Below are 23,407 nucleotides of genomic sequence, written 5' to 3'. Positions count from 1 at the left end.
GTGTCAGCGTTCGGAGAGGGCGTTTTCTTTGGCCCGCAACACGGGCTTGAGCAGATAGCTCAGAATCGTGCGTTTGCCGGTCAGGATATCGACTTGCGCCACCATGCCGGGGATGATCGGCAGGCCCTCGCCCAGCGTCGCTTGGCGGGTGCGCAAGCGCACGACGAAAAAGGCGTTGCCCTGCTCGTCGATCACGGTGTCGGCGCCGATGTGCACAACATCGGCTTGCAGGCCGCCATAAATGGCGAAGTCGTAGGCGGTGAACTTGACCATCGCCTCGAGGCCGGGGCGCAGAAAGCCGATGTCGCGCGGTGCGATGCGCGCTTCCAGAATCAGGGCGTCATCCAGCGGCACGATTTCCACCACCTCGCGCCCGGGTTGCACCACCGCGCCCAAGGTGTTGACGTGCAGGCGGCTGACCGTGCCGCGCAGGGGCGAGCGGATGTCGGCCCGCACCACCCGGTCTTCGAGCGCGCGCCCGCCTTCAGCCAGAGTGGACAGGCGGCTCATGGTGTCGGAGAGTTCGGCGCTCATCTGGTTGCGCGCCGTGAGCTGCACTTCTTCGATGCGCCGCTGGGCCTCGGTGATGGCCGCCTGCACGCGCGAGATCTGCGCCGCCGCTTGGTCGCGCTCGCCCACCAGACGCGAGACCTGCTGCTCCAGGCGCAGCACCTCGACTTCGGACACCGCGCCGCTGCCCACCAGCGGGCGCGTGGCGGCCAGCTCGCGCTGCACCAGGCTCAAGCTGCTGGCGGCGGCGTCGCGCCGGGATTGGGCCTCGGTGAGCTCTTGCCGGCGCTGCAGCAACTGGCTCTGGGTGATGGAGATCTGGGCGCTGATTTCGGCCCGGCGCGACTCGAACAGGCTGCGCTCCTGGGCCACGATGGCCGGGGCCTCGCGCTCCAATGCCACGGCCGGGTTGAAGCTGCGGCCCTGGATCAGCGCCCGCAAGCGCTCGGCCCTGGCCTCGAGCGCCAGTTGCGACACCCGGGTTTCGCCCAAGTTGGCCGCAAAACGCGTCGGATCCACGCGCAGCAGCACCTGGTCGGCCTGCACCTCCTGGCCTTCGCGCACCAGGATTTCGTTCACCACCCCGCCATCGACGCTTTGCACGATCTGCACCTGCTGGCTGGGCACCACCCGGCCTTCGCCGCGGGTCACCTGATCGACCTGGGCCACCGACGCCCACAGCACCAGCAGCAGCACCAGCACGGCGCTCCAGCGCAACAGGCGGCGCGCGCGCAGGGGCTCTTGTTGCAACTGGGCCCAATCGGCGTCTGCAGCCCAGTCGAGCGCGTCGCCAGCGGGCTCGTCGTCGCGCGCCAGCCGCTGCGCCAACTTGCCAAACACGGGGTTGCCCACGCGCTCACCGGCCTTGGTGGCCTGGCCGATGCGTTCAAAGGTTTTTTGCTCGAGATCGCTCATCACGCCGCCTTTCCGATCCGACCTTGGCGCAGCGCCTGAATCACCTGCTCTTTGGGGCCATCGGCGACGATCCGGCCTGCGTCCATGACGATGATGCGTTCGACCAGATCGAGCAAGGAAGTTCGATGGCTCACCAGCACCACGGTCTTGCCGGGCACAAACTGCTGCAGGCGTTTCTTGATGTCCTCCTCGCTCGAGTGGTCCATCGAGGAGGTGGGCTCATCGAGCAGCAAAATCGACGGGTCGTTGATCACCGCGCGGGCGATCGCCACCCCCTGGCGCTGGCCGCCCGAGAGCGATTCGCCGCGCTCCCCGACGAGCATGTCGAAACCCTCGGGGTGCTGGTTGACCAGGTCCACGATGCCGCTGAGGGTGGCGGCCTTGAGCACGTCGGCGTCGTCGGCCAGCGGCGCGCCCAGCGTGATGTTGTCGCGCAAGCTGCCGTAAAACAGCATCACGTCCTGCTGCACGTAGCCGATGTGCCGGCGCAACTCGGCCGGGTCGAGCTGGCGCAAGTCGATGCCGTCGATCAGCACCGCGCCGCTGGTGGGCCGGTACAGGCCAAGGATGAGCTTTTCCAGCGTCGTCTTGCCCGAGCCGATGCGCCCCAGAATGGCCACGCGCTCGCCGGCCTTGAGGCGAAAGCTGACGTTGCGCAGCGTGGCGTTGCTCTGGCCGGGGTAGTTGAACGAGACGTCCTTGAACTCGATCGCGCCCTCGATCCGGCCGCGGGCGATGAAGTTGGCGCCGTCGGGGCGCTCCACTTCGCGCTGCATCACCTCTTCGAGCGAACTCAGGGCGGTGGAAGCGGTGTGGTACTGCACCAGCAAACCGGCCACCTGGCCGATCGGCGCCATGGCACGCGAGGCCAACATCGAGCAGGCGATGAGCCCGCCCATGGTGAGCTCGCGCGCACCGATCAGATAGACCCCCAGGATGACGATGGCGATCGTCACCGACCCTTGCACAAAGGCTGCGGTGTGGCTGGAACTGGCCGAGAGCAGCCGCAACTGCGCCCCGACCCGCGCCAGCAGGGCTGCGCTTTGCTCCCATTTGCGCTGGATCGGGGCTTCGGCGGCGAGCGCCTTCAGGGTCTCGAAACCGACCAGGCCCTCGATCAGGGTGGCGTTGCGCTGCGCGCTGGCGCGGTAGGTGGTTTCGGTGAGGGTGTGCATGCGCCCTTGCACGGCCAGCGCGTAGAGCAGCAACACCGCCGCGCCGATGAACAGGGGCACCAGCATCGCCGGCGCGATCCAGCCGATCACGAGGAAAAAGATCAGCGCAAAAGGCAGGTCGATGAACGCCACCACGGTGGCCGAGCCAATGAAGTCGCGCACCGACTCGAAGGCGCGCAGATTGGCGGCGAAGGAGCCGGCCGAGGCTGGGCGCTGCTCCATGCGCATGCCCAGCACGCGCTCCATGATGAAGGCCGACAGCTTGACGTCGGCGCGGCTGCTGGCCAAGTCCACGAAGCGGCTGCGCATGACCTTGAGCATCAGGTCACCGAGCACGATGATGGCGATACCGGCCGAGAGCACCCACAGGGTGTCGAAAGCCTGGTTGGGCACCACGCGGTCATAGACGTTCATCATGAACAGCGGCATGGCGACCGCGAACAGATTGGTCAGGAACGCCGCCAGCAGCACGTCGCGGTACAGGCGCCGGTTTTCGGCGATCACGCCCCAGAACCAGTGCTCGCCGCGCACCGCCTTGACCACTGGGGTGCGCGCGTCGTAGCGGGTGCGCGGCCGGGCGTAGAGGGCGCGGCCACTGTAGCGGGCCTCGATCTGCGCCGTGGGCAGATCGAGCACCGCCTCGCCCAGCTCGGGGAAAATCACGCGCACGCTGGCGCCGTCGGCGCTGCGCTCGAGCAACACACAGGCCGACTGCCCATCGAGCAGCAGCACCGCCGGCAGCAGCTCGGCGCGCAGTTTGGCGATGGGCTGACGCACCAGCTTGCTGCTCAAGCCAGCGCGGTGCGCGGCGCGCTCGAACAGCGACGGCGTCAGCCGCCCGTCTGGGGTCGGCAGGCCGGCCAAGGCGCCGTCGCGCGTCAGCGCCTGCCCGTGCAGGCGCGCCAGCACGATCAGGCAGTGCAACAGGTCGTCGCGCTCAGGCGCTGCCGGCTGCTCTGGCAGCGGCAGGGCGGTGTCTGGGGTCATTTCCACTCCGTGAGGGCTTGGGCACATCGGCATCCCTGACGCCGAACGCAGCGCAGCCTGCAGTCCTTGACTTCAATCGGTGTGCAGTGTAGCGCAAAACCGAGGCTATTGATAAAAACGCAATCTGGCGCCCCAGTGGCGCCCGGCCGCCCGAAGCCACTGAAGCGCCCCCTCGGGGGGGCAGCGAGTGCAGCGAGCGTGGGGGCCCATTTCATCAGTGGCGCCCGGCCGCCCGAAGCCACTGAGCGCCCCCTCGGGGGGCAGCGAGCGCAGCGAGCGTGGGGGCCCATTTCAGTCGGCCATCTGCGTCGCCGGGTCTTCGCTCTCGACGACCTGCCGCGCCCAGAGCTGCAGTTTGCGCGTGTCGGCGCGCAACACCTGTTGCTTGACGGCCAGGATCTGGCTCGGGTGCATGGAAAAGCTGCGCAACCCCAGGCCCAGCAGCAGCCGCGTCATGGTGGGGTCGCCGGCCATTTCGCCGCACACGCTCACCGGTTTGCCTTGGGCGCGGCATTCGGCGATGATGCCCGCCACCAACTGCAGCACGGCCGGGTGCAGCGGGTCGTACAGGTGCGCCACGCTCTCATCGACGCGGTCGATGGCCAGCGTGTACTGGATCAGGTCATTGGTGCCGACCGAGAAAAAATCGAAGTGCTTCATGAACAGCCGCAGCGCCAGGGCCGCCGCCGGGATTTCGATCATCGCCCCCAGGCGCACCGGCCCGTGCACGGCCGCGCTGGCGTCGAGCTGCGCCCGCGCCTTGGCCAGCAGCGTTCTGACCTGCTGCACCTCGCGCAGGTGCGCCAGCATGGGGATCAGCAAATTGACCTTGCCGTGCGCGGCCGCGCGCAGCACCGCGCGCAGCTGCGTCAGGAACATGTCCGGCTCCGACAGACTCCAGCGGATCGCGCGCAGCCCCAGCGCCGGGTTGAGGTGTTCGTCGACGCGGCTGCGGTCGAGCGGCTTGTCGGCCCCCACATCGACGCTGCGTATGGTCACCGGCAGCCCATGCATGCCTTCGACCGCGCTGCGGTAGGCCTCGTACTGCTCGTCCTCGTCGGGCAGCTTGCCGTGGGCGCGGCCCATGAACAGAAATTCGGTGCGAAACAGCCCCACCCCGACCGCGCTCACGGCCAGCGCCGGCAGCGTGTCCGAGGGCTGCTCGATGTTGGCCAACAGCTCCACGCGCTCGCCGTCGAGCGTCACGGCCGGGGTGTTCTTGATGCGCGCCAGCCGCTGGCGCTCGACTTCGCCCTGACGCTGCTTGAAGCCGTATTCGGCCAACACGATGTCGGAGGGGTTGACGATCAGCACCCCGGCGTCGCCGTCGATCACCACCCAGTCGTCCTGGCGCACCATCTGGCTGGCGCCGCGCGCGCCCACCACAGCCGGGATGTCCATGCTGCGCGCCACGATCGCCGTGTGGCTGGTCTTGCCGCCGACATCGGTGACAAAACCGACGAATACGCTGTGCTTGAACTGCAGCGTATCGGCCGGCGAGAGGTCGTGCGCCACCAGCACCAGCGGGTCTTTGCTGTTGTGGCTGACCATCTGCGCCGCCGTGGTGGGCAGCGCCACCGCCATCGGCGAGACCGAACCGCGCATGTGCTGCAGCATGCGCTCGACCAACTGCTCAAAATCGGCCTTGCGCTCGCGCAGGTAGGGGTCTTGCATGTCGTCAAACTGCTTGACCACCAGCTCGAGCTGCGCCGTCAGCGCCCACTCGGCGTTGTAGCGCCGCTCTTGCACCCAGTGCGCCACGCCTTCTTGCAACTGCACGTCCTGCAGCAGCATCAGGTGCACGTCGAGCAAGGCCGTGAGTTCGGGGTGCGCCTCGAGGGTCGCGCTTTCGTGCAGGCTGCGCTGCACGCGCTCGATTTCGGCGATCACCGCATCGCGCGCCTCGCGCAAGCGCCCCAGCTCGGCGCGCACCTGCTCGGCGGCGACAAAATAGTGCGCCACGTCGATGCGGCTGGAGGTCACCAGCACCGCGCGGCCAATCGCCACGCCGCGCGAAACCGCTTGTCCATGCACGCTGAAAGTCATTCGCCCTCTCCGAATTTGTCGTCGATCAAGGCCAGCAGCGCCTGCATGGCCTCGCGCTCGTCGGGGCCATCGGTTTCGATTTCCACCTGCGACCCCAGGCCTGCGGCCAGCATCATCACACCCATGATGCTCTTGGCGTTGATGCGCCGCCCGCCCCGACTCATCCAGACCTCGCAGGTGTACTGCCCGGCCAGTTTGGTGAGCTTGGCCGAGGCGCGGGCGTGCAGCCCGAGTTTATTGCTGATGGTCGCGCTGGTTTTGAGCATGGGTCGGGCTGGTATGAGAGCGTTGCTGTGCCTGTGCGAGGCTGCCTGGCAGCACCAGCACGCCCAGGGTGCCGCCTTGCTGGGCGCGTTCGCACAGGGTGTCCAGCGCTTCATGGCGGTACGAGACCGCACGCAGCAGCATGGGCAGATTGACCCCGGCCAGCAGCCGCGTGTGCACGCCATCGGTGGCCTGGCTGGCCACGTTGCACGGCGTGGCCCCGACAAGGTCGGTCAGCAGCAGGTGTGCGCTGGCGCCGGATGCGCTCAGCAGCGCGTGCAGTTGCGCCAGGCTGGTCTCGGGCGTTTGCTGCGCGGGGATGTCGAGCGCCTGCACACAGGGCGCGGCATCGGGGAACACGTGCAGCACGCACTCGCGCAAGGCCGAAGCCAGCGGCGCGTGGGCGATGACGATGATGCCGTTCATGGGGGCGATTATGCGATGCGCACGGCCACCGCCCCAGCCTGCCCTTCGGCCCTGGCGCACCTGCGCGGGGCCCACACAGCACACCCGGTCGCGTCGAACTTTTATGCTCCAGCCGCCACCAATGTTTCAACCGCGCTACAGTACGCACTTGAACATGAGCACCTCCGCCACCGTCGGCCGCCCCCACACCAGCCTGCCCGTGCCTGCCTCCCTGCGCGCGGCGGCGCTGCAGGCGCAGGCCCTTCAGCGGCCACTGGTGCTGATGGTGACCATCGACAACTGCGCCTTTTGCGAGCTGGTGCGCAACCACTACCTGTTGCCACTGAATCGCCGTGGCGAACTGCACGCGCTGCAGATCAACATGCTGGATCGGCACACGGCGCTGCTGGATTTTCAGGGCCAAAGCAGCACCGCGCGCGCGCTTTCGCGCCAGTGGGGGGTGCGCATCGCGCCTACGCTGCTGTTTTTTGACGCCAACGGACGCGAAGTGGCGCAGCGGCTCGAGGGCGTTGCGGTACCGGAGTTTTATGGGGCCTACCTCGAGCAGCGGCTGGCGCAAGCGCGTGCCGCCATGGCGCAGGCCCGTTGATCACAGGATAGGCACCATGCACACGTACACCGCGCACCTGAACCGGCGCCAGTTTCAGTTGGGTTTGGCGGCGGCGGCGGCGCTCAGCCTGAGCGGTTGCGGCGCCGGCAACGCCGCTCCGGCCTCGCGTTTTCTGTTGCTCGATGGCAGCACGGTCACCGACGCCGATTTGCGCGGCCAAGTGACGTTGATCAATTTCTGGGCCACGACCTGCGTGTCCTGTGTGCAGAAAATGCCCGATCTGGTGGCCTTGTACCTACGGCACCGCGAGCGCGGCTTCGACACCATCGCCGTGGCCATGAGCCACGACCAGCCGGAATGGGTCGCCAACTTTGCCCGCACGCGCCAGTTGCCGTTCAAGGTCGCGCTCGACCACAACGGCGCCTTGGCGCGCGACTGGGGCGAGGTGCGCCTCACGCCCACCACCTTCGTGCTCGATCGGCAGGCGCGCATCGTCAAGCGCTATCTGGGGCCCACCGACGCCACCGCCCTCAACGCCTTCGTCGAAGGCTTGCTGGCGCAGCGCTGAAGCCCGCCTGGCGCCCTCGATGGGCTTAATCGCGGAAGTTGTCGTGACACGCCTTGCACGAGGCGGCGGTCTCGCCGAAGGCGCGCCGCACGGCGTCGAGGTTGTTGGTCATGGCGGCGGCGTTCAAGGCGGTGAGGGCGCGCGCCGCGTCCTGGGCGGCGGCGTCGAAACGGGCGCGCTCGGTCCACACCACCGGCTTGGCTTTGCTCGGCAGTCCTTGGGTTTCGGGCGTAAAGCCCGCCCAGGGCAAGCGCGAGAGCGTCATGATGATGGCCATGTTTTGCTGCACCGCAGCCGCGTCGAACGGCACACGGCCATTGGCCATCGCGCCCACACGGGCAAAGTGGTTGCCCATGACATTGAAGGCGCCCTGACGGTAGTCGATCGCGTCTTGCGGGGTGCGGAACTGGGCCTGTGCGGCGCCGGCGCTGGCGCACAGGGCGGCAGCGAGAAAAACCGTGACTGGCAGCTTCATAAAACCTTCCTTGGGTGGATTGATCAGGAGTGGCCGCATGGGGGATGCAGCGCGCATCGAGTCTATGCTGGTATTATCAATCGCTGGTGACTGGGGCTTTGCCCGAGTGTTTTTCTTGGTTATTTTCTGGGGGGCGTGCGGATGCACCGGGTTCGAGTTTGGGATGCGCCGACGCGGCTGTTTCATTGGCTTTTGACCTTGTCCGTGGTGGGTTTGATCGTCACCGGCAACGTGGGCGGGCTGTGGATGGAATGGCACCTGTGGCTGGGCTACTTCGTGCTCTCGCTGCTGCTGTTTCGGTTGCTCTGGGGCTTGGTGGGCGGGCGCTGGTCGCGCTTTACGAGCTTTGTCTATGGCCCGGGCTCGCTCTGGGCGTACCTGCGCGGACGCAGCCCACTCGAGCACCGCGTTGGCCACAACCCCCTGGGGGCGCTGTCGGTGTTTGCGCTGCTGCTTGTGCTGCTGCTGCAAGTGTTCAGCGGCCTGCTCACCGACGACGCCATTTTTTACGCCGGCCCGTGGGTGGCATGGGCCAGCCCCGAGTGGGTCGATCGGGCCAGCAACTACCACGACGAGGTCGGCAAGTTGCTGCTGCTCGGCCTGGTTGCCCTGCACCTGCTGGCGCTGCTGTATTACAAGCTGGTCAAGCGCGAGGCGCTGGTGGCGGCCATGGTCACGGGCGACAAGTTGCTGCCCGAAGCGCTGCCTGCCAGCCCTGACGGCGCCAGGCACTGGGCCTTGGCGCTGGGCTGCTACGCGGTGGCGGCCGGCTTGGCCTACGCGCTGGTCAACTGGCCCCTCGTCTAGGCCCCTCGTCCTGGCCGCGCCGGCCTCAGAGCGCGCGCACTTGCGCCAGCAGCGTGTCGGCGTCCGAGACCTCGAGCTTGCCCGCGGCCTCGACGTTGAGCACCTTGACCACGCCGTCTTGCAGCAGCATCGAGTAGCGCTGGCTGCGCAGCCCAAGCCCACGGCCGCTCAAGTCGAGCGTCAGGCCGGTGGCCTTGGCCAGCGCGGCGTCGCCGTCGGCGAGCAAGCGAATCTTGCCTGCGGTGCCCTGATCGCGCGCCCAAGCGCCCATGACAAAGGCATCGTTGACGCTCACGCACCAGATTTCATCGACGCCCGCAGCCTTGAATTCGGCGCAGCGTTGCAGATAGCCCGGCAGGTGGCTGACCGAGCAGGTCGGGGTGAAGGCCCCAGGCACCGCGAACAGGGCTATGGTCTTGCCCGCCGTGGCGCTGGCGAGCTCGACCGGGTTCGGGCCCAGGCTGCAGCCCTCGCCCTCGCGCTCATGGTATTCCATCAAGGTCAGGGCGGGCAGTCGGTCTCCGGCTTGGATCATGGTGGCGCTCCGGTAGGGTGAAACAAAAAAACCAACCGAGATTCTCGGTTGGTTTCTGCTCGGGCGGTCCCGGTGCGGCCCAATGGGCTTAAAGCCATCCGGGCTAAAGCAAGCTGGGTTTAGACCAGGCCGGCCTTTTGCACCAGGCGGGTCACGACCCAGTTTTTGGTTTTGGACAATGGCCGGCTCTCGGTGATTTCGATCACGTCGCCCAGGTGGTAGGCGCCGGCTTCGTCGTGCGCGTGGTACTTGCTCGACTTGATCACGATCTTGTCGTAGAGATCGTGCTTGACGCGGCGCTCGACCAGCACGGTCACGGTCTTGGCGCGCTTGTCGCTCACCACTTTACCGATCAGGGTGCGCTTGAGGGCCGGTGCGGCACCCGTTTTGGCTTCACTCATGGTTTCGCTCCTTGTTGGGCGGCAGCGCGTTTCTGGGCCAAGATGGTCTTGGCGCGGGCAATGGCGCGCCGGGTTTCGCCCAGCGTGGCGGTGTTGTTGAGCTGCTGGGTGGCTTTTTGCATGCGCAGGTTGAAGTGCGCTTTTTGCAGCGACTTGACCTCGGCTTGCAGGGCGGTTTCGTCTTTCAGACGCAGTTCGGCGGTGTTCATGCGGTGCTCCGGTTCACTGACCCAACATGCGGGTCACAAAGGTGGTGCGCAGCGGCAGCTTGGCGGCAGCCAGCTCGAAAGCCTCGCGCGCCAGTTGCTCGGGTACACCGACGATTTCGTAGAGCACCTTGCCGGGCTGGATTTCGGCCACGTAGTACTCGACCGCCCCTTTGCCGTTGCCCATGCGGACTTCGGCTGGCTTTTTGGAGACCGGCTTGTCGGGGAAGACACGGATCCAGATGCGGCCACCGCGCTTGACGTGGCGCGAAATGGCCCGGCGGGCCGACTCGATCTGGCGAGCCGTCAGACGGCCACGGTCGGTGGACTTCAGGCCGAAATCGCCAAAGGCCACGGTGGCGCCGCTGGTGGCGATGCCCGTGTTGCGGCCTTTTTGCTCTTTACGGTATTTACGGCGTGCAGGTTGCAACATGTGTCATTTCTCCTTAGGCCTGCGGTTTGGCAGCGCCATCGGCTGCGGCGCCACTGGCACGGCGCGGCGCACCGGCGCCAGCGCCTGGGCGGCCACGGCCGTCGGGGCGGTTGTCAGCGCGGCCATCGCGGCGCGGGCCACGGGGGGGGCGGCGCTCGTCGTCGGGGCGCGGGGTGCTGTCGAGCGTGGGCGCGTCGCTGCGCCCGAGGTGGTCGCCCTTGTAGACCCAGACCTTGACGCCGATGACGCCGTAGGTGGTCTTGGCTTCCGAGGTGCCGTAGTCGATGTCGGCGCGCAGCGTGTGCAGCGGCACGCGGCCTTCGCGGTACCACTCGGTGCGCGCGATCTCGATGCCGTTCAGGCGACCGGCCGACATGATCTTGATGCCCTGGGCACCCAGACGCATGGCGTTTTGCATCGCGCGTTTCATGGCGCGGCGGAACATGATGCGCTTCTCCAACTGCTGCGTGATCGAGTCGGCGATCAGCTTGGCATCGACTTCGGGCTTGCGCACTTCTTCGATGTTCACCGCCACCGGCACGCCGAGCTTGGCAGCCAGGTCTTTTTTGAGCTTCTCGATGTCCTCGCCTTTTTTGCCGATGACCACGCCCGGACGCGCCGAGTAGATGGTGATGCGGGCATTCTTGGCCGGACGCTCGATCACGACGCGCGACACGGCGGCGTTTTTGAGCTTGGCCTTGAGGTACTCACGCACCTTGATGTCTTCGGCCAGCATGCCGGCGAAGTCGCGTTCGCTGGCGTACCAGCGGCTGGCCCAGTTGCGGCTCACCGAAAGGCGAAAACCGGTCGGATGGATTTTTTGTCCCATGGCGTTTCCTGTCGGTTTAGGTGCCCACCGTCACGTAGATGTGACAGGTCGGTTTGCTGATGCGGTTGCCGCGGCCCTTGGCGCGAGCCGAGAAACGCTTGAGCGTGGTGCCTTGCTCGACGTGGATGAGCTTGACCTTCAGTTCATCGATGTCGGCGCCGTCGTTGTGCTCGGCGTTGGCAATGGCCGACTCGAGCGCCTTCTTGACGATGCCAGCGGCCTTCTTTTGCGTGAAGTTCAGAATGTGCAGCGCCTGATCGACTTTTTTGCCTCGAATCAGGTCGGCCACCAGGCGGCCCTTGTCCACCGAGAGGCGGACGCCGCGAGCGATTGCGCGTGTTTCCATGGTGCGTGTCCTTACTTCTTGGCTTTCTTGTCGCCGGGGTGGCCCTTGAAGGTGCGCGTGAGCGAGAACTCGCCCAGTTTGTGGCCCACCATCTGGTCGGTGATGTACACCGGCACGTGCTGCTTGCCGTTGTGTACGGCGATCGTCAGGCCGATGAAGTCGGGCAGGATCATGGAGCGGCGCGACCAGGTCTTGACCGGCTTTTTGTCTTTGGTGGCAACGGCCTTTTCGACCTTGGCCATCAGGTGATGGTCAACGAAGGGGCCCTTTTTGAGTGAACGCGTCATGTCGTCAGCTCCTTACTTCTTGCGCCGCGAGACGATCATGGTCTGCGTGCGACGGTTGTTGCGGGTGCGGTAACCTTTGGTCAGGTTGCCCCACGGATCAACCGGCGGCATACCGGTGCCGGTGCGGCCCTCGCCCCCGCCGTGCGGGTGGTCGATCGGGTTCATGGCCACGCCACGCACGGTCGGGCGGATGCCCATGTGGCGCTTGACGCCGGCCTTGCCGAGCTGGCGCAGGCTGTGCTCGGGGTTCGAGACTTCGCCGATGGTGGCGCGGCAGTCCACGTGCACCTTGCGCACTTCGCCCGAGCGCACGCGCACCTGGGCATAGAGGCCTTCGCGCGCCAGCAGCACCGCCGAGGCGCCGGCCGAACGCGCGATCTGCGCGCCCTTGCCCGGCAGCATCTCGATGCAGTGGATGGTCGAACCCACCGGGATGTTGCGGATCGGCAACGTGTTGCCGACGCGAATCGGCGACTCGGGGCCCGACAGCAGCGTCGCACCCACGGCCACGCCGCGTGCGGCGATGACGTAGCGGCGCTCGCCGTCGGCATAGCACAGCAAAGCGATGTGGGCGCTGCGGTTGGGGTCGTACTCGAGGCGCTCGACCTTGGCCGGAATGGCGTCCTTGTTGCGCACAAAATCGACCACGCGGTAGTGGTGGCGGCTGCCGCCCCCGCGGTGGCGCACGGTGATGTGGCCGTTGTTGTTGCGCCCGGCTTTCTGGAACTTGGGCTCCAGCAGCGGTGCGTAGCCCTCGCCCTTGTGCAGGGTTTCACGCGTGACCTTGACCATGCCCCGGCGGCCGGGGGAGGTCGGTTTCATCTTGATGACGGCCATGATCAGACTGCCTCCCCACCAAAGCTGATTTCCTGTCCGGCTTGCAGCGTCACGTAGGCTTTGCGCACGTGGTCGCGGCGACCGATGGTTTTGCCAAAGCGCTTGCTCTTGCCTTTTTGGTTGAGCACGTTGACGGCCTTGACCTTGACGTTGAACATCTGCTCCACCGCCGCCTTGATTTCGGTCTTGGTGGCGTTTTGCAGCACCTTGAACAGCACCGCATTGGTTTTTTCGGCCGCGGCGGTGGCTTTCTCCGACACGATCGGCGCCACCAGCACCTGCATCAGGCGGCCTTCGTCAAACTGGATGCTGCTCATGCGAACATCTCCTTGAGTTGGTCGATGGCACCTTTGGTGACGATCACCTTTTTGTAGTGCACCAACGAGAGCGGGTCGGCGTAGCGCGGCTCCATCACCAGCACGTGGGGCAGGTTGCGCGCAGCCAGATAGAGGTTGTCATCGACCTGATCGGCGATCAGCAGCACCGACTGCAGGTTCATGGCCTTGAACTTGGCGGCCAGCAGCTTGGTCTTGGGCGCTTCGAGGGTGATCGCATCGACCACCGCCAAACGGCCTTCGCGCACCAGCTGCGACAGGATCGAGGCCATGCCGGCGCGGTACATCTTCTTGTTGAGCTTTTGGCCGAAGTTCTCGTCCGGGCTGTTGGGGAAGATGCGACCGCCCCCACGCCACAGCGGCGAGGAGGTCATGCCGGCGCGGGCGTTGCCGGTGCCTTTTTGCTTGAACGGCTTGCGCGTGCTGTGCTTGACGGTGGCGCGGTCCTTTTGCGCCCGCGTTCCTTGGCGTGCGTTGGCCTGGTAGGCCACCACCAGCTGGTGGATCAGCGCTTCGTTGTAGTCGCGGCCGAACACGGTTTCGGGCACGTCCACGTGCGCAGCGGCCTGGCCTTGCTCATTGAGGAGTTCGACTTGCATCAGTTGCCTCCTTTGGGCGCTGCTTTGACGGCCGGACGCACGGTCACGAAACCGCCCTTGGATCCTGGCACTGCGCCCTTGATGAGCAGCAGCTGGCGCTCGACATCGACCCGCACCACGTCCAGATTCTGCGTGGTCACGGTCTCGGCGCCCATGTGGCCGGTCATTTTCTTGCCGGGGAACACGCGACCGGGGTCTTGCGCCATCGAGATCGAGCCCGGCACGTTGTGCGAACGGCTGTTGCCGTGCGAGGCGCGCTGCGAGGCAAAGTTGTGGCGCTTGATGGTGCCGGCATAGCCCTTGCCGATCGAGGTGCCCTGCACATCGACCTTTTGGCCTGCGGCAAAGATCTCGGCCACGGGCAGCACGGCACCGGCGGCGAATTTGCCGGCCAGTTCGGCGCTGACGCGGAACTCTTGCAGGATTTCACCGGCTTCGACGCCGGCCTTGGCCAAGTGCCCAGCGGCGGGCTTGCTCACGCGCGAGGCGCGCCGCTTGCCGTAGGCCAGTTGCAAGGCATCGTAGCCATCGTTGGCTTGGGTTTTGACTTGTGCCACGCGGTTGTTCGATACGTCGACCACCGTGACGGGAACGGCGTCCCCATCGTCGGTGAATAGGCGCATCATGCCCACCTTGCGGCCCAACAACCCCAGGGAGTTGCTCAGACTCATTTTTTCTCCATTTCCGCGTTGTGCGCGTGTCCGACTGCAATTGGCCGGAGCTTAGAAACCAGCGCCGCGCCCCTGAAGGCGCCTTTGCCGGTGCAAACGATTTGTCAACCTCGCCCTTGCCTGACAGGGCCGCACTGCTGCGGCCCCCAAAACACGGGCGAAGCCTTGAATTATAACCCGATGAAGAATTTCACACAAGGCCTGTGCCGAGGGTGGCTGCCATCCCTGCGGCCGCAGACGCGGTGTGCGTTGCCTTATTGCAACTTGATCTCCACATCGACGCCGGCGGGCAGGTCGAGCTTCATCAGCGCGTCGACGGTCTTGTCGGTCGGATCGACAATGTCCATCAGACGCTGGTGGGTGCGGATCTCGAACTGGTCGCGGCTGGTCTTGTTGACGTGCGGCGAGCGCAGGACGTCGAAGCGCTTCATGCGCGTGGGCAGGGGCACGGGGCCCTTGACGATGGCCCCGGTGCGCTTGGCGGTTTCGACGATCTCGGCGGCCGAGGTGTCGATCAGCTTGTAGTCAAAGGCCTTGAGGCGGATGCGGATTTTTTGCTTGCTCATGGTCGGTGTTTCCTGTGGGCTGCGTCCGGGTTCGCATCAATCCAGAATCTTGGCCACCACGCCGGCACCGACGGTGCGGCCGCCCTCGCGGATGGCAAAGCGCAGGCCTTCTTCCATGGCGATCGGGGCAATCAGCTTGACGGTGATGCTGACGTTGTCGCCGGGCATGACCATCTCCTTGCCTTCGGGCAGCTCGATCGAGCCGGTGACGTCGGTGGTGCGAAAGTAGAACTGCGGCCGGTAGTTGTTGAAGAACGGCGTGTGGCGCCCGCCTTCGTCCTTGCTCAGCACGTAGACCTCGCCGGTGAAGTGGGTGTGGGGCTTGATGCTGCCGGGCTTGCACAGCACTTGGCCGCGCTGCACGTCTTCGCGCTTGGTGCCGCGCAGCAGGATGCCGACGTTGTCGCCGGCCTGGCCCTGATCGAGCAGCTTGCGGAACATCTCGACGCCGGTGCAGGTGGTCTTCTGGGTGGTGGCGATGCCGACGATCTCGATCTCTTCGCCAACCTTGATGAGGCCGCGCTCGATGCGCCCGGTGACCACGGTGCCGCGGCCGCTGATGCTGAACACGTCTTCGACCGGCATCAGGAAGGCGCCGTCGACGGCGCGCTCGGGCTGCGGGATGTAGCTGTCGAGGGCGTCGGCCAGCTTCATGATGGCTTGCTCGCCCAGCGGGCCTTTGTCGCCTTCGAGCGCGAGCTTGGCCGAGCCGTGCACGATCGGGGTGGCGTCGCCGGGGAAGTCGTATTTGTCGAGCAGCTCGCGCACTTCCATCTCGACCAGCTCGAGCAGCTCGGCGTCGTCGACCATGTCGCACTTGTTCAGAAACACGATGATGTAGGGCACACCGACCTGGCGCGCCAGCAGGATGTGCTCGCGCGTCTGCGGCATGGGGCCGTCGGCGGCGGAGCAGACCAGGATGGCGCCGTCCATCTGCGCCGCACCGGTGATCATGTTCTTGACGTAGTCGGCGTGGCCGGGGCAGTCGACGTGGGCGTAGTGGCGGCTGGCGGTCTCGTATTCGACGTGCGCGGTGTTGATGGTGATGCCGCGCGCTTTTTCTTCAGGAGCCGCGTCGATCTGGTCGTAGGCCTTGGCCTGTCCGCCAAACTTGGCCGCCAGCACGGTGGTGATGGCCGCCGTGAGCGTGGTTTTGCCGTGGTCCACGTGACCGATGGTGCCCACGTTGACGTGCGGCTTGGTCCGCTGGAATTTTTCCTTTGCCATGATGCAAAAATCCTTCAATCAAAAAAAGAACAAGGCCCGTGCGGGTTTAAGGTCTGCGCTGGCGGCGGCGTCACGGGCAACGCCGCCTCCCCTGGCGGGGCAACTCAGACCGGGGCCAAGGACAGCGCCGTCCCGCTGAAGGGACAGCGCCGCTTGGCGACCATTTACTTGGCGCGCGCCGAAATGATGGCCTCCTGCACGTTGCGCGGCGCTTCGGAGTAGTGCTTGAACTCCATGGTGTAGGTGGCGCGGCCCTGGCTCATGCTGCGCAGCGTGGTCGAGTAGCCGAACATCTCGGACAGCGGCACCTCGGCCTTGATCGCCTTGCCGCCGCCGACCATGTCGTCCATGCCCTGCACCATGCCGCGCCGGCTGGACAGGTCGCCCATGACGTTGCCGGCGTAGTCTTCGGGGGTTTCGACCTCGACCGCCATCATCGGCTCCAGGATCACCGGCTGCGCCTTCTTGCAGCCTTCCTTGAAGCCGAAAATGGCCGCCATCTTGAACGCCTGCTCGGACGAGTCCACGTCGTGGTAGGAGCCGAAGTGCAGCGTCACCTTGACATCGACCACCGGGTAGCCGGCCAGCACGCCGGTGTTGAGCGCTTCGATCACGCCCTTTTCCACCGCCGGGATGTACTCGCGCGGCACCACGCCACCCTTGATGGCATCGACGAACTCGAAGCCCTTGCCCGGCTCTTGCGGCTCGATCTTGAACACCACGTGCCCGTACTGGCCCTTGCCGCCCGACTGGCGCACGAACTTGCCTTCGCTGTCCTCGATCGTGCCGCGGATGGTTTCGCGGTAGGCCACCTGCGGTTTGCCGACGTTGGCCTCGACGCCGAACTCGCGCTTCATGCGGTCGACGATGATCTCCAGGTGCAGCTCGCCCATGCCGGCGATGATGGTCTGGCCCGATTCCTCGTCGGTCTTGACGCGGAACGACGGGTCTTCCGACGCCAGGCGGCTCAGGGCGATACCCATTTTCTCCTGATCGGCCTTGGTCTTGGGTTCGACCGCTTGCGCGATCACGGGCTCGGGGAAGACCATTTTCACCAGCGTGATCACGGCCGCCGGGTCGCACAGGGTTTCGCCGGTGGTCACTTCCTTGAGGCCGACGCAGGCGGCGATGTCGCCGGCGCGGATTTCTTCGACCTCGTTGCGGTTGTTGGCGTGCATCTGCACGATGCGCCCGATGCGCTCCTTCTTGCCCTTGACCGGGTTATAGACCGTGTCGCCTTTCTTGATCACGCCCGAATAGACGCGCACGAAGGTCAGTTGGCCGACGAAGGGGTCGGTCATGAGCTTGAAGGCCAGCGCCGAGAGCTTCTCGCCGTCGTCGGCCTTGCGGCTGATGGGCTGGTCTTTTTCGTCGCTGCCCATCACCGGCGGAATGTCCACCGGCGACGGCAGGAAGTCGATCACGGCGTCGAGCATGCGCTGCACGCCCTTGTTCTTGAACGCGGTGCCGCACAGCATGGGCTGGATTTCGCAGGCGATGGTGCGGGTGCGCAGACCGAGCTTGATCTCGTCCTCGCTCAGATCGCCTTCCTCGAGGTACTTGTTCATCAGCGCTTCGCTGGCCTCGGCGGCGGCTTCGACCATTTTTTCGCGCCACTCGGCGGCGCTGGCCGCGAGCTCGGCCGGGATGTCGTGGTACTCGAACTTCATGCCCTGCGAGGCTTCGTCCCAGATGATGGCCTTCATCTTGAGCAGATCGACCACGCCCTTGAAGTGCTCCTCGGCCCCGATCGGGATCACCACCGGCACCGGATTCGCCTTCAGGCGCAGGCGCATCTGCTCATAGACCTTGAAGAAATTGGCGCCGGTGCGGTCCATCTTGTTGACGAAGGCCAGGCGCGGCACCTTGTACTTGGTGGCCTGGCGCCACACGGTTTCGGACTGCGGCTGCACGCCGCCCACGGCGCAATAGACCATGCAGGCGCCGTCGAGCACGCGCATGGAGCGCTCGACTTCGATCGTGAAGTCCACGTGGCCGGGGGTGTCGATGATGTTGAAGCGGTGCTCGGGGTAGGACAGATCCATGCCCTTCCAGTAGCAGGTGGTGGCGGCCGAGGTGATGGTGATGCCGCGCTCCTGCTCCTGCTCCATCCAGTCCATGGTGGCGGCGCCGTCGTGCACCTCACCGATCTTGTGGTTGACCCCGGTGTAGAACAGGATGCGCTCGGTGGTGGTGGTCTTGCCGGCGTCGATGTGGGCCGAGATACCGATGTTGCGGTAGCGTTCGATGGGCGTAGTGCGGGGCATGGAAGATTCTCCGGTGGATACGTGCGTCAGCCCGCTACCCTGGTGTCAAGGGGAGCGGGCTGCTGATGGATGGGCGGAAAGCGCGGGGCCGATGCAGGCCCGACTCAGAAGCGGAAGTGGCTGAAGGCCTTGTTGGCCTCGGCCATGCGGTGCACCTCGTCGCGGCGCTTCATGGCGCCGCCACGGCCTTCGTTGGCCTCGAGCAGCTCGTTGGCCAGACGCAAGGCCATCGATTTTTCGCCGCGCTTGCGTGCGGCCTGCTTGATCCAGCGCATCGACAGCGCCAGCCGGCGCACCGGGCGCACTTCGACCGGCACCTGGTAGTTGGCACCGCCGACGCGGCGGCTCTTGACCTCGACCATCGGCTTGACGTTGTTGATGGCGGTGGTGAACAGCTCCAGCGGGTCTTTGCCGGATTTTTTCTCCATGGTCTCGAGCGCGCCGTAGATGATGCGCTCGGCGACCGCTTTCTTGCCGCCCTCCATGATCACGTTCATGAACTTGGACAGCTCGACATTGCCGTACTTGGGATCCGGCAGGATTTCACGTTTAGGGACTTCGCGACGACGTGGCATTTTTACACCTCAAACACTTCAGTTGGCCGCACCCCTGGGTGCTGCCGCGAGAGCCATGCGCGGCTCCCACTTACTTGACCCGCGCACACTGCGTGCGTTTGGGGCCTACACGCTCAAGACACACGCGCTGCGCGCACGCCCTGGGCAACGAAACACACCCTTCAGCCTGGGCTGCGGCTTATTTGGCCTTGGGCCGCTTGGCGCCGTATTTGGAGCGCGCCTGCTTGCGGTCTTTCACGCCTTGCAAGTCGAGCGAGCCGCGCACGATGTGGTAGCGCACGCCGGGCAAGTCCTTGACCCGGCCGCCGCGCACCAGCACCACGCTGTGCTCTTGCAGGTTGTGGCCTTCGCCGCCGATGTACGAAATCACCTCGAAGCCGTTGGTCAGACGCACCTTGGCGACCTTGCGCAAGGCCGAGTTCGGCTTTTTCGGCGTCGTGGTATAGACGCGGGTGCAGACGCCACGGCGCTGCGGGCAGTTTTCCATGGCCGGGCTCTTGGATTTGGTCTGTTCGACCTCCCGGCCCTGGCGCACGAGTTGGTTGATGGTTGGCATTGAAAAAAACGTCCCTAAACGTTTGAAAAACGGCTGATCCCCTCGGCCAGATGCCGAAAAGCCCGTGAATGTAGCACGAAAGGCGCGCAGCGGTCAAGCCAAAGGTGGATAGACCGACCCCCAGGCGCGCCAGGCCGCCAGCACCGCCACCGCCACGATGCCCGAGGCATAGGCGCTGCCGATGGCGCCGACGAGCAGCGACAGCAGCAGCAGCAGGCCGTCGCGGTGCATCCAGCCTAGGCAGAGCGCGATCAGGCTCAGGCCGGGCAAGATGTTGCCCAAAGGCAACGGGATAAAAATCAGCAGCGCCATCCAGACGATCCACAGCGCCCACAGGCCGCTCAGGCTGTGGTGCGCCAACCACGTCAGGCGCGGGCGGATCCAGGCCGCGGCACACTCGTGCAACCAAGCCAGCGCGTGCAGCGTGCGCCGGCTCCAGGCAGGGCTCAGGCGCGCGCGCCCCAGCCGCTGCGGCAACGCCGCCGCCGTGGGCTGCCCCCACTGCCAGGCAATGGCAATGATGGCCACACTCATGGCGGTGCCCAACCCCATGATGGGCGGCAGGCACAGGCACGCCAGCAGCATGAGCAACAAGGGGCGCGAGCCGCCGTGGCCGTGCAGATCGACCAACTCGGCGATGCTGATGCCCAGCACGCTCCGGGCGGACCCTTCAGTAGCCGCTGCAGTGGGTGCGCCCAGCGCATCTGCCGGGCCCGCTGTCGCAGCGCCCAGCCCTCCGGCGCCCAAGCCTTCGGCCCAGGCGCGGCAACGCTGCGCCCAAGTGCGTGGGCAGTTTTCCGGGCCGTGGTTCATGCGGGTGGCAGCGCGGCTTCAGCTCGGACGCAAGCTGGTGCGCAGACGCTGCGCCTTGCTCAGCGCCCAATGGCCCAGCAAAGCCAGCACCACGATCAGGGCGGTCACGATGAACCAGACGATCCACAGGATCACCGACAAGATCCCCACCAGACCAGGCAGGAACGGCAGCAGCGACTCCAGCACCCCCACCGTCCAGGCGAACAGATCGCGCAGCGGCACCAAGAACGCCTCAGCGATCCAGGGCGCCAACTCGGGCGGCACCGGCCACTGCGCGATGAGGGCGGCCAAGCTGGCGGCCTCGCCGGTGGCGACCTGCGTCGCCAGCCAGTCGGCCAAGCCGGTCAAGACCCAGATGGCGCCGGTCCAGAGCAACAACACGAGCAGGGTCACAACCCAGAGCAGCAGTTTCACGCAGAGCTTTCAAAATAATGAGCACGACCTGAGAGGCCGCGCAGCCGCCCCAAGTTCCGTGCCGCACTATAACGAAAATCCGTGACCCTTGTTGCAGCGCATCAAAAGCCGCCCGCTCCGCGCTGCATCAGCGGCTGAGATGCGATTGGGCGTGTCCGCACGGGCGCGCCGAAGCGCCACCAGCAAGGCGCAAGGCACAGCCGTGGCCCAAGCCACGGCGCGCATGGGCAACGCCGCAGACGGTGTTTAGGTGCGTCAAGGCGAGGATGAACGATTGCCTCCCAGCCTCTTAGGGCTTGATCGCCACCTTGAGCACGCCGTCGCGCTGGTTGGCAAACAGGTCGTAGGCGGCGACGATGTCATCGAGACGGTAGTGGTGCGTCACCAGCAGGCCCAGATCGAGGCGGCCGCTGGCGACCACGTTCATCAGCCGGCGCATGCGCTCCTTGCCGCCCGGGCACAGCGCGGTGACGATGCGGTGGTCCCCCAGCCCAGCGGCAAAGGCCGAGAGCGGAATCTTCAGGTCTTCGGAGTACACCCCCAAGCTCGAGAGCGTGCCGCCGGGCTTAAGCACGCGCAGCGCGGCCTCGAAGGTCGATTGCAGACCCAGCGCTTCGATCGAGGAGTCGGCGCCCTTGCCGCCGGTCAGGCGCATGACCTCGGCCACCACGTCGCACTGTTTGAAGTTGAGCGTGATGTCGGCCCCCATCTGGCGTGCGATCGCCAGCCGGTGGTCGTTGCCATCGACGCCGATGATGGTGCTGGCGCCCAACAAACGCGCCCCGGCGGTGGCGCACAGGCCGATGGGGCCTTGGGCGAACACAACCACGGTGTCGCCGATTTTGATGTTGGCGTTCTCGGCCCCCTTGAAGCCGGTGGACATGATGTCGGGGCACATCAGCACCTGTTCGTCGCTCAGGCCCTCGGGCACCGGGGCTAGGTTGGCCTGGGCGTCGGGCACCAGCACGTACTCGGCTTGGGTGCCGTCGATCAGGTTGCCAAAGCGCCAACCGGCGGTGGCCTTGTAGCCGTGGCAGCCGCAGCGCCCCGAAGGCACCAGATAGCTGCCGTCTTGCGAAGGCGCCCCGTCTTGGGCGGCGTAAGAGTTGAAGTTGGGGCAGATGGCGCCGGCGATCACGCGCTGGCCCTCTTGGTAGCCGATCACGGCTGAACCGAGTTTTTCGATCACGCCGACCGGCTCGTGGCCCACCGTGAGCCCCTTGGCGACCGGGTACTCGCCTTTGAGGATGTGTACGTCGGTGCCACAGATGGTGGTGGTGGTGATGCGCACCAAGGCATCGTTGGGCCCCACCGCGGGGATGGGTTTGTCAGCCAGCTCAATACGGCCGGGTTCGACGAAGATGGCGGCTTTCATCATGGCAGTCATGCTTGCTCCTTGGGGTTGTGGGCAGCACACGCGCCCAGCCGCCAAGGCCCGATCCCGCCTCAAGCGCTGCCACGTATGCGGCCCCAGTCTGGCACGAAACGCGGCGCTTGACCAGCGCGTACCCGAGTGCGTTGCTAGACTACTGGATCCAGAGCCGCAGCGCGCCCCAGAAGCGCCCCAACAGGCCGGCTTGTGGCACCGTTTCGAGCACGAACAGCGGCACTTCGGCCACCACGTCGCCACGGGCGTTGCGCACCCGCAGCGTGCCCAGCGGCTGGTCTTTGAGCAGTGGCGCCAGCAGCGGCTCGGGCCGCAGCACCTCGGTGCGCAAACCCGCCGCTTGCCCGGCCGGCACCGTGACCACCACGCCCTCGGGGCGACCGAGCGGCACCGTGGCAGCGCGGCCCTGCCACACCGGCGGCTGCGACACCGCTTGGCCGGGCGCAAACAGGCGCACCGCCTCAAAAGCCGCGTAGCCCCAGTTGAGCAGGGTCTGGCTCTGGGCGGCGCGGGCGTTTTCGCTGCTGGCCCCCAGCACCACGGCGATCAGCCGGCGCTGACCGGCGGCGCCAGGGCCGAGCGCAGCAAAGGGGCGCTGGGCGCTGGCGACGATGCCGTAACCCGCGGCCTCGGTGTGGCCGGTTTTCATGCCGTCGACCGTGGGGTCGCGCAGCAGCAGCAAGTTGCGGTTGCTGACGTTGACCGCCGGCGCGCCGGGGTAGTGGTAGCGCTGGATGGCAAAGTAGGCCATGTATTCGGGAAAGTCGCGGCTCAGGCGCGCCGCCAACTGCGCCAGGTCGCGCGCCGTGCTGCGCTGGCCGGGGGCGCTCAGGCCCTCGGGGTTGACAAAGCGCGTGCGCGTCAGGCCCAGCGCCTGCGCCTGCTGGTTCATGCGCTCGACAAAGCGCTCCACCGAACCCGCCACGCCCTCGGCCAAGGCAATGGTGGCGTCGTTGGCCGAGAGCACGATCATGCCCTTGAGCAAGGCTTCGACGGGCACTTGCGCGCCTTGGGGTGCAAACAGGCGCGAACCCGGCATGCGCCAGGCACGCTCGCTCACCGTCAGCGTTTGCGTGCGCTCGATGCGGCCGGCGCGCATCGCCTCGAACACCAGATAGGCGCTCATCAGCTTGGTCAGCGAGGCCGGCTCGACCTCGCGCTCGGCCTCGCGCTCGGCCAACACCTGGCCGCTGGTGGCGTCGAGCAGCACAAAGGCGCGCGCCGCGATTTCGGGCGGCTGCGGGCTGCTGGCCCAAGCCGGGCTGGCCGCGCCCAGCAGCCCGCCCATGCTCAGCAGAAGGCCAAGCAACACGCGCTTCAGAAAGGGAGGCATCATGGTGAGGCGGTAGGCAGATGGTCGGTGCGGTTGCGATCGGCCCAAGGGCGCGAGCGGTGCCGTC

The 23,407-nt window shown here is 66.2% G+C and carries 28 protein-coding genes and 1 pseudogene; 3 read left to right on the top strand and 26 right to left on the bottom strand.

What is annotated here, in order from left to right; all coding sequences use genetic code 11:
- Positions 1-3: 3 nt before the first annotated feature.
- The 5 genes from AAAZ40_RS01740 to AAAZ40_RS01720 form a co-directional block, all read right to left on the bottom strand.
- Positions 4-1,425 (bottom strand): HlyD family type I secretion periplasmic adaptor subunit, encoded by a 1,422-nt coding sequence (locus tag AAAZ40_RS01740; protein WP_476660884.1) that lies wholly within the window; start codon positions 1,423-1,425, stop codon positions 4-6.
- Positions 1,425-3,587, bottom strand: coding sequence for a type I secretion system permease/ATPase (locus AAAZ40_RS01735; RefSeq protein ID WP_476660883.1), 2,163 nt, complete (start codon positions 3,585-3,587; stop codon positions 1,425-1,427). The genes AAAZ40_RS01740 and AAAZ40_RS01735 overlap by 1 nt, the downstream gene beginning before the upstream one ends.
- A gap of 291 nt (positions 3,588-3,878) precedes the next feature.
- Positions 3,879-5,633, bottom strand: coding sequence for a phosphoenolpyruvate--protein phosphotransferase (gene ptsP, locus AAAZ40_RS01730; RefSeq protein ID WP_476660882.1), 1,755 nt, complete (start codon positions 5,631-5,633; stop codon positions 3,879-3,881).
- Entirely contained in the window at positions 5,630-5,899 is a 270-nt protein-coding gene (locus AAAZ40_RS01725) for an HPr family phosphocarrier protein (RefSeq protein WP_476660881.1), read from the bottom strand. Before AAAZ40_RS01725 ends, ptsP begins: the two co-directional genes overlap by 4 nt.
- Positions 5,868-6,323 carry a PTS sugar transporter subunit IIA gene (locus tag AAAZ40_RS01720; RefSeq protein WP_476660880.1) on the bottom strand — a complete coding sequence of 152 codons (456 nt, stop codon included), beginning with the start codon at positions 6,321-6,323 and terminating at the stop codon, positions 5,868-5,870. Before AAAZ40_RS01720 ends, AAAZ40_RS01725 begins: the two co-directional genes overlap by 32 nt.
- 154 nt (positions 6,324-6,477) lie before the next feature.
- On the opposite strand from AAAZ40_RS01720, the gene AAAZ40_RS01715 reads away from it, so the two are divergent.
- Both AAAZ40_RS01715 and AAAZ40_RS01710 read left to right on the top strand, forming a co-directional pair.
- The gene (locus AAAZ40_RS01715; protein ID WP_476660879.1) at positions 6,478-6,912 is read left to right on the top strand and encodes a thioredoxin fold domain-containing protein; all 435 of its coding nucleotides are present in this window, start codon (positions 6,478-6,480) and stop codon (positions 6,910-6,912) included.
- A 16-nt stretch (positions 6,913-6,928) separates the two neighbouring features.
- Entirely contained in the window at positions 6,929-7,441 is a 513-nt protein-coding gene (locus AAAZ40_RS01710) for a TlpA family protein disulfide reductase (protein ID WP_476660878.1), read from the top strand.
- Between the two features lie 25 nt (positions 7,442-7,466).
- On the opposite strand, the gene AAAZ40_RS01705 is transcribed toward AAAZ40_RS01710, so the two are convergent.
- Positions 7,467-7,916, bottom strand: a complete 450-nt coding sequence (locus AAAZ40_RS01705) for a c-type cytochrome (RefSeq protein WP_476660877.1) — start codon at positions 7,914-7,916, stop codon at positions 7,467-7,469.
- A 141-nt stretch (positions 7,917-8,057) separates the two neighbouring features.
- Here AAAZ40_RS01705 and AAAZ40_RS01700 point away from each other — a divergent pair, with 141 nt between their 5' ends.
- Positions 8,058-8,723 (top strand): cytochrome b/b6 domain-containing protein, encoded by a 666-nt coding sequence (locus AAAZ40_RS01700; protein ID WP_476660876.1) that lies wholly within the window; start codon positions 8,058-8,060, stop codon positions 8,721-8,723.
- A gap of 25 nt (positions 8,724-8,748) precedes the next feature.
- Here the strand turns inward: AAAZ40_RS01700 and AAAZ40_RS01695 are convergent, their stop codons facing one another.
- From AAAZ40_RS01695 to AAAZ40_RS01600, 20 genes and pseudogenes are all read right to left on the bottom strand, one after another.
- Positions 8,749-9,258 (bottom strand): redoxin family protein, encoded by a 510-nt coding sequence (locus AAAZ40_RS01695; RefSeq protein WP_476660875.1) that lies wholly within the window; start codon positions 9,256-9,258, stop codon positions 8,749-8,751.
- A gap of 119 nt (positions 9,259-9,377) precedes the next feature.
- Positions 9,378-9,659, bottom strand: a complete 282-nt coding sequence (rpsQ, locus tag AAAZ40_RS01690; protein WP_476660874.1) for a 30S ribosomal protein S17 — start codon at positions 9,657-9,659, stop codon at positions 9,378-9,380.
- The gene (rpmC, locus tag AAAZ40_RS01685) at positions 9,656-9,868 is read right to left on the bottom strand and encodes a 50S ribosomal protein L29 (RefSeq protein WP_476660873.1); all 213 of its coding nucleotides are present in this window, start codon (positions 9,866-9,868) and stop codon (positions 9,656-9,658) included. The genes rpsQ and rpmC overlap by 4 nt, the downstream gene beginning before the upstream one ends.
- Before the next feature lie 13 nt (positions 9,869-9,881).
- Positions 9,882-10,298 (bottom strand): 50S ribosomal protein L16, encoded by a 417-nt coding sequence (gene rplP / locus AAAZ40_RS01680; protein ID WP_476660872.1) that lies wholly within the window; start codon positions 10,296-10,298, stop codon positions 9,882-9,884.
- Positions 10,299-10,320: 22 nt separating this feature from the next.
- Positions 10,321-11,127, bottom strand: a pseudogene (rpsC, locus tag AAAZ40_RS01675) (30S ribosomal protein S3); the annotation flags it as partial.
- A 16-nt stretch (positions 11,128-11,143) separates the two neighbouring features.
- Positions 11,144-11,473, bottom strand: coding sequence for a 50S ribosomal protein L22 (gene rplV, locus AAAZ40_RS01670; protein WP_476660871.1), 330 nt, complete (start codon positions 11,471-11,473; stop codon positions 11,144-11,146).
- 11 nt (positions 11,474-11,484) lie between these two features.
- A complete protein-coding gene (gene rpsS / locus AAAZ40_RS01665; RefSeq protein WP_029463320.1) occupies positions 11,485-11,760 on the bottom strand; it encodes a 30S ribosomal protein S19 in 276 nt (91 codons plus the stop codon).
- 12 nt (positions 11,761-11,772) lie between these two features.
- Positions 11,773-12,597: a 50S ribosomal protein L2 gene (gene rplB, locus AAAZ40_RS01660; protein WP_476660870.1), complete on the bottom strand. Its 825-nt coding sequence runs from the start codon at positions 12,595-12,597 to the stop codon at positions 11,773-11,775.
- Between the two features lie 2 nt (positions 12,598-12,599).
- Positions 12,600-12,914 carry a 50S ribosomal protein L23 gene (gene rplW / locus AAAZ40_RS01655; RefSeq protein ID WP_476660869.1) on the bottom strand — a complete coding sequence of 105 codons (315 nt, stop codon included), beginning with the start codon at positions 12,912-12,914 and terminating at the stop codon, positions 12,600-12,602.
- Positions 12,911-13,531, bottom strand: a complete 621-nt coding sequence (rplD, locus tag AAAZ40_RS01650) for a 50S ribosomal protein L4 (RefSeq protein WP_476660868.1) — start codon at positions 13,529-13,531, stop codon at positions 12,911-12,913. Before rplD ends, rplW begins: the two co-directional genes overlap by 4 nt.
- On the bottom strand, positions 13,531-14,202 hold the full coding sequence (rplC, locus tag AAAZ40_RS01645) for a 50S ribosomal protein L3 (protein WP_476660867.1): 672 nt from the start codon (positions 14,200-14,202) through the stop codon (positions 13,531-13,533). Before rplC ends, rplD begins: the two co-directional genes overlap by 1 nt.
- Before the next feature lie 254 nt (positions 14,203-14,456).
- Positions 14,457-14,768: a 30S ribosomal protein S10 gene (gene rpsJ / locus AAAZ40_RS01640; RefSeq protein ID WP_476660866.1), complete on the bottom strand. Its 312-nt coding sequence runs from the start codon at positions 14,766-14,768 to the stop codon at positions 14,457-14,459.
- Positions 14,769-14,804: 36 nt separating this feature from the next.
- Positions 14,805-15,995 carry an elongation factor Tu gene (tuf, locus tag AAAZ40_RS01635; protein WP_476660865.1) on the bottom strand — a complete coding sequence of 397 codons (1,191 nt, stop codon included), beginning with the start codon at positions 15,993-15,995 and terminating at the stop codon, positions 14,805-14,807.
- Positions 15,996-16,159: 164 nt separating this feature from the next.
- Positions 16,160-18,262, bottom strand: coding sequence for an elongation factor G (fusA, locus tag AAAZ40_RS01630; protein ID WP_476660864.1), 2,103 nt, complete (start codon positions 18,260-18,262; stop codon positions 16,160-16,162).
- A gap of 104 nt (positions 18,263-18,366) precedes the next feature.
- On the bottom strand, positions 18,367-18,837 hold the full coding sequence (gene rpsG / locus AAAZ40_RS01625; protein ID WP_029463501.1) for a 30S ribosomal protein S7: 471 nt from the start codon (positions 18,835-18,837) through the stop codon (positions 18,367-18,369).
- Positions 18,838-19,015: 178 nt separating this feature from the next.
- The gene (rpsL, locus tag AAAZ40_RS01620) at positions 19,016-19,393 is read right to left on the bottom strand and encodes a 30S ribosomal protein S12 (RefSeq protein WP_476660863.1); all 378 of its coding nucleotides are present in this window, start codon (positions 19,391-19,393) and stop codon (positions 19,016-19,018) included.
- Positions 19,394-19,486: 93 nt separating this feature from the next.
- Positions 19,487-20,206 carry an exopolysaccharide biosynthesis protein gene (locus AAAZ40_RS01615; RefSeq protein ID WP_476660862.1) on the bottom strand — a complete coding sequence of 240 codons (720 nt, stop codon included), beginning with the start codon at positions 20,204-20,206 and terminating at the stop codon, positions 19,487-19,489.
- 18 nt (positions 20,207-20,224) lie between these two features.
- Positions 20,225-20,620, bottom strand: coding sequence for a hypothetical protein (locus AAAZ40_RS01610; RefSeq protein ID WP_476660861.1), 396 nt, complete (start codon positions 20,618-20,620; stop codon positions 20,225-20,227).
- A 289-nt stretch (positions 20,621-20,909) separates the two neighbouring features.
- Positions 20,910-22,007 carry an NAD(P)-dependent alcohol dehydrogenase gene (locus AAAZ40_RS01605; RefSeq protein ID WP_476660860.1) on the bottom strand — a complete coding sequence of 366 codons (1,098 nt, stop codon included), beginning with the start codon at positions 22,005-22,007 and terminating at the stop codon, positions 20,910-20,912.
- A gap of 139 nt (positions 22,008-22,146) precedes the next feature.
- A complete protein-coding gene (locus AAAZ40_RS01600) occupies positions 22,147-23,295 on the bottom strand; it encodes a D-alanyl-D-alanine carboxypeptidase family protein (protein WP_476661660.1) in 1,149 nt (382 codons plus the stop codon).
- Positions 23,296-23,407: the final 112 nt, after the last annotated feature.

The sequence above is a fragment of the Serpentinimonas sp. SMBJO2 genome (assembly GCF_056341105.1).
This window is presented reverse-complemented; position numbering and strand designations above follow the sequence as displayed.

What these genes read in the sequence shown, in the direction of transcription:
- rpsS (WP_029463320.1), bottom strand. Translation starts at nt 11,760, where the DNA reads ATGACGCGTTCACTCAAAAAGGGCCCCTTCGTTGACCATCACCTGATG.
- AAAZ40_RS01695 (WP_476660875.1), bottom strand. Translation starts at nt 9,258, where the DNA reads ATGATCCAAGCCGGAGACCGACTGCCCGCCCTGACCTTGATGGAATAC.
- rplW (WP_476660869.1), bottom strand. Translation starts at nt 12,914, where the DNA reads ATGAGCAGCATCCAGTTTGACGAAGGCCGCCTGATGCAGGTGCTGGTG.
- tuf (WP_476660865.1), bottom strand. Translation starts at nt 15,995, where the DNA reads ATGGCAAAGGAAAAATTCCAGCGGACCAAGCCGCACGTCAACGTGGGC.
- fusA (WP_476660864.1), bottom strand. Translation starts at nt 18,262, where the DNA reads ATGCCCCGCACTACGCCCATCGAACGCTACCGCAACATCGGTATCTCG.
- AAAZ40_RS01715 (WP_476660879.1), top strand. Translation starts at nt 6,478, where the DNA reads ATGAGCACCTCCGCCACCGTCGGCCGCCCCCACACCAGCCTGCCCGTG.
- AAAZ40_RS01740 (WP_476660884.1), bottom strand. Translation starts at nt 1,425, where the DNA reads ATGAGCGATCTCGAGCAAAAAACCTTTGAACGCATCGGCCAGGCCACC.
- AAAZ40_RS01710 (WP_476660878.1), top strand. Translation starts at nt 6,929, where the DNA reads ATGCACACGTACACCGCGCACCTGAACCGGCGCCAGTTTCAGTTGGGT.
- AAAZ40_RS01615 (WP_476660862.1), bottom strand. Translation starts at nt 20,206, where the DNA reads ATGAACCACGGCCCGGAAAACTGCCCACGCACTTGGGCGCAGCGTTGC.
- AAAZ40_RS01605 (WP_476660860.1), bottom strand. Translation starts at nt 22,007, where the DNA reads ATGACTGCCATGATGAAAGCCGCCATCTTCGTCGAACCCGGCCGTATT.
- AAAZ40_RS01705 (WP_476660877.1), bottom strand. Translation starts at nt 7,916, where the DNA reads ATGAAGCTGCCAGTCACGGTTTTTCTCGCTGCCGCCCTGTGCGCCAGC.
- AAAZ40_RS01720 (WP_476660880.1), bottom strand. Translation starts at nt 6,323, where the DNA reads ATGAACGGCATCATCGTCATCGCCCACGCGCCGCTGGCTTCGGCCTTG.
- rplP (WP_476660872.1), bottom strand. Translation starts at nt 10,298, where the DNA reads ATGTTGCAACCTGCACGCCGTAAATACCGTAAAGAGCAAAAAGGCCGC.
- rpsJ (WP_476660866.1), bottom strand. Translation starts at nt 14,768, where the DNA reads ATGAGCAAGCAAAAAATCCGCATCCGCCTCAAGGCCTTTGACTACAAG.
- rplV (WP_476660871.1), bottom strand. Translation starts at nt 11,473, where the DNA reads ATGGAAACACGCGCAATCGCTCGCGGCGTCCGCCTCTCGGTGGACAAG.
- rpsL (WP_476660863.1), bottom strand. Translation starts at nt 19,393, where the DNA reads ATGCCAACCATCAACCAACTCGTGCGCCAGGGCCGGGAGGTCGAACAG.
- rpsG (WP_029463501.1), bottom strand. Translation starts at nt 18,837, where the DNA reads ATGCCACGTCGTCGCGAAGTCCCTAAACGTGAAATCCTGCCGGATCCC.
- ptsP (WP_476660882.1), bottom strand. Translation starts at nt 5,633, where the DNA reads ATGACTTTCAGCGTGCATGGACAAGCGGTTTCGCGCGGCGTGGCGATT.
- AAAZ40_RS01735 (WP_476660883.1), bottom strand. Translation starts at nt 3,587, where the DNA reads ATGACCCCAGACACCGCCCTGCCGCTGCCAGAGCAGCCGGCAGCGCCT.
- AAAZ40_RS01600 (WP_476661660.1), bottom strand. Translation starts at nt 23,295, where the DNA reads ATGGGCGGGCTGCTGGGCGCGGCCAGCCCGGCTTGGGCCAGCAGCCCG.
- rpsQ (WP_476660874.1), bottom strand. Translation starts at nt 9,659, where the DNA reads ATGAGTGAAGCCAAAACGGGTGCCGCACCGGCCCTCAAGCGCACCCTG.
- AAAZ40_RS01725 (WP_476660881.1), bottom strand. Translation starts at nt 5,899, where the DNA reads ATGCTCAAAACCAGCGCGACCATCAGCAATAAACTCGGGCTGCACGCC.
- AAAZ40_RS01700 (WP_476660876.1), top strand. Translation starts at nt 8,058, where the DNA reads ATGCACCGGGTTCGAGTTTGGGATGCGCCGACGCGGCTGTTTCATTGG.
- rplD (WP_476660868.1), bottom strand. Translation starts at nt 13,531, where the DNA reads ATGCAAGTCGAACTCCTCAATGAGCAAGGCCAGGCCGCTGCGCACGTG.
- rplC (WP_476660867.1), bottom strand. Translation starts at nt 14,202, where the DNA reads ATGAGTCTGAGCAACTCCCTGGGGTTGTTGGGCCGCAAGGTGGGCATG.
- rpmC (WP_476660873.1), bottom strand. Translation starts at nt 9,868, where the DNA reads ATGAACACCGCCGAACTGCGTCTGAAAGACGAAACCGCCCTGCAAGCC.
- rplB (WP_476660870.1), bottom strand. Translation starts at nt 12,597, where the DNA reads ATGGCCGTCATCAAGATGAAACCGACCTCCCCCGGCCGCCGGGGCATG.